Raw genomic sequence first — 13,003 nt, 5'->3', positions numbered from 1 at the left:
GGGTATACCCTTATTCAGAATAGGGCTTTCCCCCGACGCTTGCGCGGCGCTGCCCTAGAATTCCGCCCTTGCCTTCTCTTTGCGCCGGGGCCTTCCTTTCGTCCCGGCCCTGTCCCATGCCCCTGCACCTTATCGCGCTGGCCGCCGCCGCTTTCGGCATCGGCACCAGCGAGTTCGTCATCATGGGCCTGCTGCCCAACGTCGCCGCCGATCTGCAAGTCAGCATTGACGTCGCAGGCCTGCTGATCACCGGTTACGCCATGGGCGTGGTGATCGGCGCGCCCATCATGGCCATCCTCACCGCCAGGCTGCCGCGCAAGGCCACGCTGATCGGCCTGGCCAGCACCTTCGTGGTGGGCAACCTGCTGTGCGCGCTGGCGCCGAACTACGCGCTGCTGATGGCGGCGCGCGTGTTCACCGCCTTCTGCCATGGCGCTTTCTTCGGCCTGGGCGCCGTGGTGGCCGCGGACCTGGTGCCGCGCAACCAACGCGCCAGCGCCATTGCGCTGATGTTCACCGGCCTGACGCTGGCCAACGTGCTGGGCGTGCCGTTGGGCACGGCGCTGGGCCAGGTGGCCGGATGGCGCTCGACTTTCTGGGTGGTCAGCGGCATCGGTTTGCTGGCCGTGGCCGCGCTGGCCGCCTGGCTGCCGGCCCGCATCCCCATGCAGCCCGGCAACATCCTGCGCGAATTCAAGGTGCTGCGCGACGTGCGCGTGGTCTGGCCGCTGGCCGCCAGCGTGCTGGCCTCCGCGGCGCTGTTCTGTGTGCTGACGTACATCGCGCCGCTCTTGCGCGAAGTGACCGGCGTGTCCGAACGCGGCGTCACCGGCGTGCTGCTGCTCTTCGGCGTGGCGCTGACCGTGGGCAGCACCCTGGGCGGCAAGCTGGGCGACCGCAACCTGGAAGTGTCGCTGCGCCGCATTTTCATCGGCCTGCTGCTGGTCTTCCTGGCGCTCAGCCAGGCCATCCACGCGCTGGCGCCCATGCTGGTCATGACCTTCATCTGGGGCGTGCTGGGCTTTGCCGTCGTGCCTTTGCTGCAGACGCTGATCGTGGACCAGGCGGCCGACGCGCCCAACCTGGCGTCGACCCTCAATCAGGGCGCCTTCAACCTGGGCAATGCGGGCGGCGCCTGGCTGGGCAGCGTGGCGCTGGGCCACGGCCTGCCGCTGACAGACCTGCCCTGGATGTCGGCCGGCATCACCGCCGCCGTCCTGCTGCTGACCTTGTGGGGTACGCGCTACTACGGCCGCGATGCCGGGGCTACACTCGCTGGACAACAAGCCGGCGCGCTGACGCCCTCGCGTTCGGACGCCTAAGGAGCCCGCATGAGCACCCTCTACGATTTTTCCGCCCGCGCCATCGACGGCACGGAACAGTCCCTGGACACGTACCGCGGCCGCGTGCTGCTGGTGGTGAACGTGGCCTCCAAATGCGGCTTCACGCCGCAGTACGCCGGCCTGGAAGAACTCTACCGCTCGTTCCACGACGATGGTTTCGCGGTGCTGGGTTTTCCTTGCGACCAGTTCGGCCACCAGGAACCCGGCGACGAAGCCGAAATCCGCAATTTCTGCAGCACGCAGTACGACATCACCTTTCCGCTCTACGCCAAGATCAACGTCAACGGCGAGGACGCCCACCCGCTCTACCGCTGGCTCAAGGGCGAGAAGCCCGGCGTCTTCGGCACCGAGGGCATCAAGTGGAACTTCACCAAGTTCCTGGTGGGCCGCGACGGCCAGGTCATCAAGCGCTACGCGCCCACCGACACCCCGGCCGGCATCAAGGACGACATCGAAAAGGCGCTGTCCGCGCCGGTCTGAGCCGCGCGTCAGCGCAGCGGCGGCAGCCGGCGGCGCACCGTGTGGGACTTGACGATGGCGGTATTGGTTTCCGCAAATTCGGTCACGCGCTCCAGGATGCCGTCCAGATGCGAGATCGAGCGCAGCACCACGCGGGCGATGAAGCAATCGTCGCCCGTCACCTTGTCGCATTCCACGAATTCCGGAATCTGCTGGATCAGGCCTTCCACGTGGCGCAGTTGCCCGGGCAAGGGGCGGATGCGGACGATGGCCTCCAGCGCGTAGCCCAACGCGACCGGGTCCACGTCCAGGGTGTAGGCCCGGATCACGCCCGATTCTTCCAGCCGCCGCAAGCGGTCCGCGACGCTGGGCGCGGACATCCCGACCTGGCGCGCCAGGTCGGCCGTGGTGGTGCGCGCATTGGTGGTCAGCATCTCCACCAGGCGGCGGTCGATACCGTCCAGGACCGGGTTTTCACTTTTTAGGTCGTTTTGCATAAATTCCACCTAAACAAAGGTTTCGGAATCGATTCGCCACATCAACATCATATAACCAGCTTGATCCGCCTGGGATAATTTCTCCATCGAATATCGTGGCCGCAAGGCCCTGGAGAACCCTCATGAATCCCTCATCAGAACGCGTGGGCCTGGCCCAGATGGCCGCGGCGATGACCCTGTCCGGCACCCTGGGCGTGTTTGTGCTGGAGTCGGGGCAAGGCGCCTGGAACGTGGTCTTCTTCCGCTGCGTGTTCGGCGCCCTCTCCCTGTTTGTGTATTGCTGGGCGCGCGGCCTGCTCAAGCCGGGCCTGTTCACCGCCCGCACGCTGATGCTGGCCCTGGCCGCGGGCGCTGCGCTGGTGCTGAACTGGGTGCTGCTGTTTTCCGCCTATCGGCTGGCGTCCATTTCGCTGGCCACCGCGGTCTACAACGTGCAGCCCTTCTTCCTGATCGGCCTGGGCGTGCTGTTCCTGGGCGAGCGGCCCACGCGCGGCAAGCTGGCCTGGTCGGTGCTGGCCTTCGCCGGCCTGATGCTGGTGCTGCGCCTGTCCGAAGCTGGCGGCGCGGACGGCCGCGCCTATCTGTCGGGGCTGATGCTGGGGCTGGGCGCGGCGGCGCTCTATGGCGTCACCGCCATCATCGTCAAGCGGCTCAAGCACATTCCGCCGCAGGTGCTGGCGCTGGTGCAGGTGACGCTGGGCGCGGTGATGCTGCTGCCCATGGCGGACTTCAACGCCCTGCCCGCCGCGCCCCTGCAATGGGGCTACCTGGTGGCCCTGGGGCTGATCCACACCTGCCTGATGTACATCCTGATGTATTCGGCCATCCAGAAGCTGCCTACCACGTCCACCGCCGCATTGAGCTTCATCTATCCTGCCGTCGCGATCCTGCTGGACTTCATGGTCTACGGCCACCGCATGGACGCCACGCAGATCGCGGGCGTGGCCATGATCTTCCTGGCGGCGGCGGGCGTGAGCCTGAACTGGAGCTGGCGCCTGCCGGGGCGGCCGCGCGCGGGCACGGCCTGAACGCGGGCCGCTGCCAGGGCAAGCCCCCGGGGCAAACCCGTACCCGCCCCCCGGTTATTGGGGCCGGCGCGAAGCCGGCCCCGCTATCATGGCCTTTCCCTGCGCCGGCCGCCGCCGGCGCGACGCACAGGACATCCCATGATCGATCTCTACTACTGGACCACCCCCAACGGCCACAAGATCACGCTGTTCCTCGAAGAAACCGGCCTGCCCTACAAGATCCATCCGGTGAACATCAGCCGCGGCGATCAGTTCAAGCCCGAGTTCCTGGCCATTGCCCCGAACAACCGCATTCCCGCCATCGTCGACCAGGCCCCGGCCGGCGGCGGCGCGCCGATCTCGCTGTTCGAGTCGGGCGCCATCCTGCTGTATCTGGCCGAGAAAACCGGCCGATTCCTGCCCGCCGACGTGCGCGGCCGCGCTGAAGTGTCGCAATGGCTCTTCTGGCAGATGGGCGGCCTGGGTCCCATGGCCGGCCAGAACCACCACTTTTCCGGCTACGCGCAAGAGCGCATCCCTTACGCCATCGACCGCTACGTCAAGGAAACGAACCGCCTCTACGGCGTGCTGAACAAGCGCCTGGCGGACCGCGAGTTCGTCGCCGGCGACTATTCCATCGCCGACATGGCGGCCTATCCCTGGATCGTGCCGCACGCCAAGCAGGGGCAGGACCTGAACGAGTTCCCGCACCTCAAGCGCTGGTTCGACGCCATCGCGGCCCGCCCCGCCACGCAGCGCGCCTATGCCCTGGCCGACACCATCAACACGGCGCCGTCCATCAGCGACGAGGAATCGCGCCGCATCCTGTTCGGCCAGACCGCCCAGAACACCACCCGCTGAAGGAGCCGCCATGCCCGACCCGCAACTGGCTTTCCGCCGCGCGCGCCTGGGGGATCTGCCGGCCATCGTCGCCCTGCTGGCCGACGATGAACTCGGCGCCACGCGCGAGAATCCCGCGCTGCCGCTGGACCCGCGCTATGCTGCCGCCTTTGCCGCAATCGGCCAGGACCCCAATCAATTCCTGGCCGTGGTCGAGCAGGACTCGAACTTGGTCGGCTGTTTGCAGTTATCGTTCATACCCGGCCTGTCGCGGCTGGGCCAATGGCGCGGACAGATCGAGAGCGTGCGCATCGCCTCGTCGTCGCGCGGCGCGGGCCTCGGACGCAAGATGTTCGAATGGGCGATCGAGCAATGCCGCATCCAGGGCTGCAGCCTGGTGCAGCTGACCACGGACCGCGCCCGGCCCGACGCGCGCAGGTTCTATGAAAGCCTGGGCTTCAAAGCCAGCCATGACGGCATGAAGCTCAGCCTGTAGTTTTTGGTACTGATACAGCAAGGAGCGCCCATGCATGGCGAATACAAAGTCCCCGGCGGCAAACTGGTCGTCGCGGATCTGGAAGTGCGCGACGGCCGCCTGGCCGACGTGCGCATCAGCGGCGACTTTTTTCTTGAGCCGCCCGAGGCGCTGGACGCCATCAATAGCGGCCTGAACGGCCTGCCGGCCGACGCCGGCGAACTGGAACTGGCGCTGGCCGTGCAATCGGCCCTGCCCGCCGATGCCGAAATGTTCGGCTTCTCGGCCGAGGCCGTTGCCGTGGTGCTGCGGAGGGCGCTGGCATGACGCGCACCGACTGGAACGACTACGACTGGCAGCTGATCCATGAAGGGCCGCAGGACCCGGTGCTGCACATGGCGCTGGACGCCGTCATCACCGACGAGGTCGGCGCCGGCCTGCGTCCGCCCACGCTGCGCATCTGGGAATGGGCCGCACCCGCGGTCGTGATCGGCCGCTTCCAATCCTTGAAGAACGAAGTCGACCCCGAAGGCGCGCGCCGCCACGGCATCCAGGTCGTGCGGCGCGTGAGCGGCGGCGGCGCGATGTTCATGGAACCCGGCAACTCCATCACCTATTCGCTCAGCGCCCCCCAGGCGCTGGTGCATGGCATGAGCTTCCAGGAGTCCTACGCCTTCCTGGACGCCTGGGTGCTGACCGCCCTGCAGGGCCTGGGCATCAAGGCCTGGTACCAGCCGCTCAACGACATCGCTTCGGACATCGGCAAGATCGGCGGCGCGGCGCAGGCCCGCCGCGGCGGCGCAGTGCTGCACCACGTCACCATGTCCTACGACATCGACGCGGATAAAATGGTCGAGGTCCTGCGCATCGGCCGCGAAAAACTGTCCGACAAAGGCACCACCAGCGCCAAGAAGCGCGTCGATCCCCTGCGCACCCAGACCGGGCTGGCGCGGGAAGTGATCATCGACCGCATGGTGGAAACTTTTGCCGGCCTGCACCGTCTCACCCCCGGGCAGATAGGCAGCGACACGCTGGCGCGTGCGCAGGCGCAGGCGGCCGAGAAGTTCGCCACGCCCGAGTGGACCGGCGTGGTGCCCTGAACGGCCGCGCCCCGATTTTCTGGAGGTAGTTTCAATGCGTCGCACATTCACGCCGCAAGGCGCGATAAGCGGTCTCATCCTGGGCGCGGCCCTGCTGGCTTTGGCGGGCTGCGGCAGTACGCCGCCCGCGGACATCACCCTGGCCACGCAGGCTCCGGCCTCGGCGTCCACGCCGGAAAAAGTCGGCGACCTGTCCACCGAGCGCATCAAGTGGGCGTCCAGCAAGCCAGGCTGCGAGGGCGATTGCCCCCGCATCGAAATCGACAGCGTCGCGTTTCCCGGCATCCCCAAGCTGACCGCGCTGGTAGACCACGTGCTGGCCTACATGACCGGCACCGATGCCAACCGCCGCGGGCCCTATGACACGCTGTCCGAATACACGCAGTATTTCTGGTCGGTGGCTCGCGCGCGCGACGCCACCTATTTCAAGGCCAGCGTGAAGGACACGGTAGGCGACATCGTGGCCGTCGAACTGCACACCGAGCAATTCCTTACTGGCGCGGCGCACGGCATTCCGGCCACCCAGTACCTGAACTGGGAGCGCAGCCACGGCCGCGTGATGAGCCTGGAAGAAGCCTTGATACCGGGCCGCCATCCGCAGTACGTGGCGGCGCTGCGCCAGGCGCATGCCAAGTGGCTGGCCGGCAATCCGGATGCGCGCCGCGATCCGACGGCTTACAACAAGATGTGGCCGTTCCAGGAAAGCGATAACTATGCGCTGACGCGCGAGGGCATCGTGGTCAAGTACGACGCCTATTCCATCGCGCCGTACTCGCATGGCGAACCCGAGCTGAACATTCCGTATTCGGAACTGCGCGGGATCCTGAAGCCTGAGCTGCTGCCGGCTTCATAAGCCGCCCCTGGAAACGCCCGCGGCCTGCGCGGGCGCTCCCTGCGGCAGCAAGCCGGGGTTCGGTTGAGCGGACTGAGGATGGAGCTAGGGAGGTGGCCGCTTTTTTCGCGTCTGTGGCCGGGTAAGACGCCCAGTCCGCTCAGTGCAACCGCGGCGGCAGGGCGGCGCCCAAGCGCCGCCCATGCGCGCCTCTCGTCTTAGAAGCGGTGACGCACGCCCACCATGGCCACGGTGCTCTTCACGCCGTCGGTGAACGCGAAGTTGGTGGCATACGAACCCAAGGCGTACAGGTTGGTGCGCTTGGACAGGTTGTAGGTGTAGCCCAGGCTGTAGATGTTCATGGTGGCGTCGTCGCCGGTCAGCTTGGTGCTGTCGGTGTCGGCGCGCTGCCACGAAGCCAGGATGTTGCTGGCGCCGCCGATCGGCACGCTCAGGCCCACCAGGTAGGAATTGGCCTTGAAGCCCGACACCGCAACGTTGGTGCCAAAGCCCTTGGCCGTGGGGCTGCCGCTGCCGAAGGCATTGGCGCCCTGGCCGGTGAACCAGCCGTCACGCGTCTGGCCGTAGGCCAGCGCCAGCTTCAGCACTTCGAAGTCGTACGAACCGCCGATCATCCACGACTTGGGCGTGGCGTCGGTGTTCAACTGGTTCGCGGGGTTCAGCTGGTCATACGTCAGCGCCACGTTCACCGGGCCGCTGACATAGCGCAGGCCGGTCGTGATGGCGCGGGTGTTGTCGGCGGTCTTGAAGCCGGTCTGCGCGGTGGTCGTGTCGGAGGCATTGAACGAGTAGCCGATGCCGAACTGCAGGCCGCTGAACGACGGCGTCGAGTACTGCACCATGTTGTCGTAGCGGACCGTGTTGGCGGCGCTGAAGGCCACGCCGACGTTGGCCTGGCCGTAGCTGCCGCCGAACGGATCGATCGCGGCGAAGTACTTCGAGGCGATGTTGGTCTGACGACCCAGTTCCAGAAGGCCCCACGAGGTGCTCTTCAGGCCGATGGTGGCTTGGCGGCCGAACAGGCGGCTGTTCTGGCCCGACGTGCCGTTGGCCGAGTTGAAGCCGCTTTCCAGCGTGAACACGGCGCTCAGGCCGTCGCCCAGGTCCTCGGCGCCGCGCAGGCCCCAACGCGAACCGCTGGACACGCCATTGACCATGCCAACCTTGGACTCATGGTAACCATCGCCCTTGATGCGCTGGTAGCCGATACCCGTATCGATCAGGCCATAGAGCGTCACCGAGGTTTCCGCTTGCGCCGTTGCGCCGAACGCGGCCAGCATGGCGGTGACGAACAAAGTCTTTTTCATTGCAAATTCCCATTGATTGAACAGACATGCGCATCCGGGCTGGCACGCATCGCGTGCGGCGCGCTCGGCGCATGGCAGGAACGAATTCTAGGGACGCAATGTGTCAGTTCTTGTAACGCAAGCTGGGAAATTCCCTAGGCCGCAAAAAAGTGAGGGGGATGTGGCGTCCTGCCGACAGCCCCCACGTAGGGCGCGGCGCCCGCAGGCCTGCAATGTCGGTGTGCTATCCATGCGCGCAACGTGATGCGCTTGCAGCCACGCAAATGGAAATCGCCCCTTGCGGGGCGATTTCCGTTTTTGTCTCCTGCCCTCCTCGGCGTGACGTCCGGAGACGCCCCGCCGTATCGGGTATCAGGGGTACAGGCCGCGCACCTGACGCGCTTGCAGGATGCGCGTGCAAGCGACGATGAACGCCGCCGTGCGCAGGGTGACCTTGTGTTCCTTGGCCACTTGCGACACCGACGCGTAGGCTTCGCGCATCAGGCGCTCCAGGCGCTGGTTGATCTCGTCCTCGCTCCAGAAGAAGCTGGAGAAGTCCTGCACCCATTCGAAGTAGCTGACCGTCACGCCGCCGGCATTGGCCAGCACGTCCGGCACCACGTAGACGCCATGTTCGGCCAGGATGTCGTCGGCTTCCGGCGTGGTCGGGCCGTTGGCGCCTTCCACGACGATCTTCGCGCGCACCTTGGCGGCGTTGTCGACGGTGATCTGGCTTTCCAGGGCGGCCGGGATCAGGAATTCGGTTTCCAGCGTCCAGAACTCGTTCTTGTCCATCGCCTGGCCGCCGGAGAAGCCGCCCACGCCGCCATGTTGCGACACGTAGGACAGCAGCTTGTGCACGTCCAGGCCCGCGGGATTGTGGACGGTGCCGGTGTGGTCCTGCGCGGCGATGACCTTGGCGCCGGCTTCATGGAACAGGCGGGCGGCGGTGCCGCCCACGTTGCCGAAGCCCTGCACCACCACGCGCGCCTTGGACACGTCGATGTTGAGATCGCGCGCGGCTTCGCAGCCCACCACGAACACGCCGCGGCCGGTGGCTTCCACGCGGCCCAGGCTGCCGCCCAGCGCGATCGGCTTGCCGGTGACCACGCCGGTGGCGGTGGCGCCTTCGTTCATGGAGTACGTGTCCATCATCCAGGCCATGGTCTGGGCGTTGGTGTTCACGTCAGGCGCCGGGATGTCCTTGGACGGTCCGATGATGACGCCGATTTCCGAGGTGTAGCGGCGCGTCATGCGCTCGAGTTCGGAGGCCGACAGCTTGCGCGGATCGACGCGCACGCCGCCCTTGGCGCCGCCGTAAGGCAGGTTCACCGCAGCGTTCTTGATCGACATCCAGGCTGCCAGCGCCATCACTTCGGAGAGCGTGACGTCCTGGTGGAAACGCACGCCGCCCTTGCCGGGGCCGCGCGAGGTGTTGTGCTGGACGCGGTAGCCCTCGAAGTGGGCAATGCTGCCGTTGTCGAGTTCGATCGGCACATCGACGATCAGGGAACGCTTCGGGCGCTTCAGGGTCTCGACCCAACGCGCCAGCGAACCAAGATACGGGGTGACCCGGTCGACTTGTTGCAGATAGTTGCCCCAGGGGCCGAGGTCCTCGGCGTTCAGATAAGACGGCAATGCGTGGGTGGGAGTTTGAGACATGAGCTGGCTCTCCTGACAAAGTTGCGCCATTTTATCCACGAAAGTTATAGCGTCCCCATTTAAAACGAAAATATTTTAATTGGGGGCATATAACTGTTGCGGCGGTTGAACGGGCCGCAAACCCAAGCCTGATGCTGCCCTTATCCTAAGCCGCCAAATCGGCAGCGTCCAGCCTGCCAGCCATAAGCTGCAAGCCCTGCCGCCCGCCATAAGGGGGATGAAAAACGGGACGGTTTCCTCCCAGGAAACCGCCCCGTATGGTCCTGCCCCCATCCGAAGGATGAGACGCCGGTCCGCTCAATCGTTCAACAACTGCCAGGCCAGGCGGGCAGCCGCCCGCGCGCCGTGGCCGTCCACGTCAAACCGCGGGTTGAACTCCGCCATGTCGGCCAGGCGCAGCTTGCCGCTGGCCTTGACCCGCAGCACGATTTCCTCGATCACCGCCAGCGGCACCCCATAGGGCGCCGGCGCCGACACCCCGGGCATGACCGCCGCGGGCAGCACGTCCAGGTCTATGGTCAGGTAGACGTGGCGCGCCCGGGCCAGCAAGGCGTCGACGTTGGCCAGGCGCGCGGCCAGATGGCGCTCCTGCATGTCGCGGTCCTCGACCCAGACCGCGCCGACTTCGGCGGCGCGCGCGTACAGCGCCGGCGTATTGGCCAGCCGCGATACGCCCAGGCAGGCGTATTGCAGGGCCCGGCCGCGTTCCTCGCAATAGCGCGAGATCTGGTCGAAGGGCGTGCCGGAACTGCCGGGCCGCCCGGTACGCAGGTCGAAGTGCGCGTCCAGGTTCAGCACCAGCACGGGTTCCGTGTCGCCGCGGGCGTCCAGCCAGCGCGCCAGGCCCTGGAAGCTGCCCCAGGCGATCTCATGGCCGCCGCCCAGCACCAGCGGGCGTGCGCCCTGCTCCATCAGTTCCGCCACGCGCAAGCCCAGTTGCTCCTGCGCGTCCTCCAGCCGGTCGCCCTCGCAGGCCACGTCGCCCGCGTCCAGCAAACGCGTGAGGCCGTGCGCCGGCAGGCCCGCCAGGAACTTGCGGATGGCCGACGGGCCTTCGGCCGCGCCGATGCGGCCCTGGTTGCGGGCCACGCCGGCGTCGCAGGCAAAGCCCAGCAGCACCGCCTCGCCCTTGCGGGCTTGGCCACTGGCCGCTTCGACGATATGCGCCAGGCGGCGCGTGTCGCCTTGTTCGGCGCTGTCGTCGCGGGCCTTCCAGAGACTTGGGTCGAATTGCGCCACGCTCATGCCGCCCCCTGCCCCGCGTTCAGCACCGCCTGCAGGAACTCGCGGGTGCGCGGCTCGCGCGGCTGCGTGAAGATCACGTCGGGCGAACCGGATTCCAGGATTACGCCGCCGTCCATCACCGCCACCACGTCGGCCACGTCACGGGCGAAGCCCATTTCGTGCGTGACCACCATCATGGTCATGCCTTCCTTGGCCAGCAGCTTCATGACCTGCAGCACTTCGCCCACCAGCTCCGGATCCAGCGCCGAGGTCGGCTCGTCGAACAGCATGACCTTGGGCTGCATGGCCAGCGCGCGGGCGATGGCCACGCGCTGCTTCTGCCCGCCGGACAGGCTGGCCGGCATGGCCGACATCTTCTGGCCCAGGCCGACCTTGTCCAGCAGGTCCGCCGCCAGCGCATGCGCTTCTTCGCGGCCCATGCCGCGCAGCTTGCGCGGACCGACCGTCACGTTGTCCAGCACCGACAGGTGCGGGAACAGGTTGAAGCCCTGGAACACCATGCCCACCTGCATGCGCAGCTGGTTCAGCTCGGCCTCGGGCAACAGCTCGCCGTGGTCCAGCAGGGTCTGGCCGCAGATGTCGATGGTGCCGGTCTGCGCCACTTCCAGGCCGTTGCAGCAGCGCAGCAAGGTGCTCTTGCCCGAGCCGCTGGGCCCGATCACCACCACCACCTGGGACGGCAGCACGTCGAAGTCGATGCCGCGCAAGACCTCGTGGTCGCCGTAGGACTTGCGCAGGCCGCGGATGCGGATCATTTCTTGCGGGTCCGCGGCCCGGGTCGTAGCGGAGTTCATTGCGGAGTTCATTGCACCATCCCTCCCGCGCGCAGGCGGTGTTCAACCTTGCGCAGCACCAGCATGGTGGCCGTGGTCAGGATCAGATAAATCAGCGCCACCACCAGATAGGTTTCCAGCGAGCGATAGGACACGCTGATGATCTTCTGGCCTTCATGCATCAGGTCATGGATCGTCAAGAGCGACACCAGGGCCGAGTTCTTGATCAGCGCGATGAATTCATTGCCCAGCGGCGGGATCATGCGCACCACGGCCTGCGGCAGCACGATGATGCGCATGGCCTGGCCGGACGACATGCCCAGCGAGCGCGCCGCTTCGGTCTGGCCGCGGTCCACCGACTGGATCGCGCCGCGCACGATTTCGGACACGTAGGCGCCCGAGTACATGCCCAGGCCCAGCACGCCGCAGGCGAACGCCGGCAGGGTGATGCCGAAATGCGGCAGGCCGAAGAACCAGATGAACAGCTGCACCAGCAAGGGCGTGCCGCGGAACAGCAGCAAATAAACGCTGCACAGGTTGTAGATGACGTAGCGCTTGGGGTTCAGGCGTCCCACGCCCACCAGCAGGCCGATGACGCAGGCCAGCAGCAAGGCGCCCGCGGTCACCTCGACGGTGACCACGGCGCCATTGATCAGCGCGCCGAAGTCGGCAAAGACGGGAGAAAAATCCAGGTTCATTTCGCGGGGGCCTCGAACCACTTGTTGACGATGGCCTGGTAGCTGCCGTCGGCCTTGAGCTTCTGCAGCGCGGCGTTCAGCTCACGGGTCAGCTCCGGCTTGTTCTTGGGCACGGCGATGCCGTAGTCCTCGGTGGTGATCTGGTCGTTCAGCACCGTCAGGTCCGGCGTGCTCTGGGCGAACAGCTTGGCGGCGGGCTTGCCGGTCACGGCGGCTTCGGCGCGGCCGATCTGCACCAGGTTGAACATCTCCTGGTTCTTCTCGACTTCCACGCGCTGCACCGCCGGGTAGTGTTCCTTCAGGTAGTTGACCGACTTGGTGCCCACCTGCACCGACACCTTGCGGCCGTCCAGGTCCTTCAGGGTCTTGACCGGGCCGTCCTTCTTGGTCATCACGACCAGGCCGCCCGCGTAGTACGGATCGGTGAAGTCCACCACCTTGGCGCGTTCGGGCGTGATGTAGATGGCGGACACGGCAATGTCGGCGCGGCCGGCCTGCAGCGCGGGAATCAGGCCCTTGAAGTCGATGTCGATCCATTCGACCTTCTTGCCCATGGCGCCGGCCAGGGCTTCCACCAGTTCGATGTCGAAGCCGGTGCGCTTGCCGTCCTTGACGAACTCCATCGGCGGGAAGGTCGCGTCGGTGACGGCGCGGATGGTGTCCTGGGCAAACGCCGGGGCGGCGCTCCAGGCGAGGCCCAGCGTCAGGGCGGCGGTCAGCAGTGTGCGGCGAGTGGTCATGGTGGGTCCTCTATGGAATATGGAT

Annotated in this window: 15 protein-coding genes; 8 read left to right on the top strand and 7 right to left on the bottom strand. The window is 66.5% G+C overall.

Annotation, left to right across the window (positions count from 1 at the left end; translation table 11 throughout):
- Positions 1-116: 116 nt before the first annotated feature.
- Positions 117-1,322 carry an MFS transporter gene (locus tag HV793_RS12585; protein ID WP_054456775.1) on the top strand — a complete coding sequence of 402 codons (1,206 nt, stop codon included), beginning with the start codon at positions 117-119 and terminating at the stop codon, positions 1,320-1,322.
- A 9-nt stretch (positions 1,323-1,331) separates the two neighbouring features.
- Positions 1,332-1,823, top strand: coding sequence for a glutathione peroxidase (locus tag HV793_RS12580; RefSeq protein WP_059380299.1), 492 nt, complete (start codon positions 1,332-1,334; stop codon positions 1,821-1,823).
- 8 nt (positions 1,824-1,831) lie between these two features.
- On the opposite strand, the gene HV793_RS12575 is transcribed toward HV793_RS12580, so the two are convergent.
- Positions 1,832-2,299, bottom strand: a complete 468-nt coding sequence (locus HV793_RS12575) for an Lrp/AsnC family transcriptional regulator (RefSeq protein ID WP_054456773.1) — start codon at positions 2,297-2,299, stop codon at positions 1,832-1,834.
- A gap of 122 nt (positions 2,300-2,421) precedes the next feature.
- Here HV793_RS12575 and HV793_RS12570 point away from each other — a divergent pair, with 122 nt between their 5' ends.
- From HV793_RS12570 to HV793_RS12545, 6 genes are all read left to right on the top strand, one after another.
- Positions 2,422-3,327: a DMT family transporter gene (locus HV793_RS12570; protein ID WP_175213257.1), complete on the top strand. Its 906-nt coding sequence runs from the start codon at positions 2,422-2,424 to the stop codon at positions 3,325-3,327.
- Between the two features lie 138 nt (positions 3,328-3,465).
- Positions 3,466-4,167 carry a glutathione S-transferase N-terminal domain-containing protein gene (locus HV793_RS12565; RefSeq protein WP_119451095.1) on the top strand — a complete coding sequence of 234 codons (702 nt, stop codon included), beginning with the start codon at positions 3,466-3,468 and terminating at the stop codon, positions 4,165-4,167.
- 10 nt (positions 4,168-4,177) lie between these two features.
- The gene (locus HV793_RS12560; protein WP_175213256.1) at positions 4,178-4,642 is read left to right on the top strand and encodes a GNAT family N-acetyltransferase; all 465 of its coding nucleotides are present in this window, start codon (positions 4,178-4,180) and stop codon (positions 4,640-4,642) included.
- A 30-nt stretch (positions 4,643-4,672) separates the two neighbouring features.
- Positions 4,673-4,948, top strand: coding sequence for a lipoate-protein ligase small subunit (gene lplB / locus HV793_RS12555; RefSeq protein WP_013393496.1), 276 nt, complete (start codon positions 4,673-4,675; stop codon positions 4,946-4,948).
- Positions 4,945-5,721 (top strand): lipoate--protein ligase family protein, encoded by a 777-nt coding sequence (locus HV793_RS12550; RefSeq protein WP_054456769.1) that lies wholly within the window; start codon positions 4,945-4,947, stop codon positions 5,719-5,721. The genes lplB and HV793_RS12550 overlap by 4 nt, the downstream gene beginning before the upstream one ends.
- 34 nt (positions 5,722-5,755) lie before the next feature.
- Positions 5,756-6,574, top strand: a complete 819-nt coding sequence (locus HV793_RS12545; RefSeq protein ID WP_054456768.1) for an RsiV family protein — start codon at positions 5,756-5,758, stop codon at positions 6,572-6,574.
- A 197-nt stretch (positions 6,575-6,771) separates the two neighbouring features.
- On the opposite strand, the gene HV793_RS12540 is transcribed toward HV793_RS12545, so the two are convergent.
- From HV793_RS12540 to HV793_RS12515, 6 genes are all read right to left on the bottom strand, one after another.
- A complete protein-coding gene (locus HV793_RS12540; protein ID WP_054456767.1) occupies positions 6,772-7,881 on the bottom strand; it encodes a porin in 1,110 nt (369 codons plus the stop codon).
- A gap of 351 nt (positions 7,882-8,232) precedes the next feature.
- Positions 8,233-9,522 carry a Glu/Leu/Phe/Val family dehydrogenase gene (locus HV793_RS12535; RefSeq protein WP_054456766.1) on the bottom strand — a complete coding sequence of 430 codons (1,290 nt, stop codon included), beginning with the start codon at positions 9,520-9,522 and terminating at the stop codon, positions 8,233-8,235.
- A gap of 297 nt (positions 9,523-9,819) precedes the next feature.
- Positions 9,820-10,767 carry a formimidoylglutamase gene (gene hutG / locus HV793_RS12530; protein ID WP_054456765.1) on the bottom strand — a complete coding sequence of 316 codons (948 nt, stop codon included), beginning with the start codon at positions 10,765-10,767 and terminating at the stop codon, positions 9,820-9,822.
- Positions 10,764-11,522, bottom strand: coding sequence for an amino acid ABC transporter ATP-binding protein (locus tag HV793_RS12525; RefSeq protein ID WP_175162966.1), 759 nt, complete (start codon positions 11,520-11,522; stop codon positions 10,764-10,766). The genes hutG and HV793_RS12525 overlap by 4 nt, the downstream gene beginning before the upstream one ends.
- A gap of 47 nt (positions 11,523-11,569) precedes the next feature.
- A complete protein-coding gene (locus HV793_RS12520) occupies positions 11,570-12,238 on the bottom strand; it encodes an amino acid ABC transporter permease (protein WP_013393489.1) in 669 nt (222 codons plus the stop codon).
- Positions 12,235-12,978: a transporter substrate-binding domain-containing protein gene (locus tag HV793_RS12515; protein ID WP_119451092.1), complete on the bottom strand. Its 744-nt coding sequence runs from the start codon at positions 12,976-12,978 to the stop codon at positions 12,235-12,237. The genes HV793_RS12520 and HV793_RS12515 overlap by 4 nt, the downstream gene beginning before the upstream one ends.
- Positions 12,979-13,003 lie beyond the last annotated feature (25 nt).

The sequence above is a fragment of the Achromobacter aegrifaciens genome (assembly GCF_902859965.1).
GTDB classification, from domain to species: domain Bacteria; phylum Pseudomonadota; class Gammaproteobacteria; order Burkholderiales; family Burkholderiaceae_B; genus Achromobacter; species Achromobacter aegrifaciens.
The sequence above is the reverse complement of the archived record's forward strand: the minus strand, read 5'-3'. Positions and strand labels throughout refer to the sequence as shown.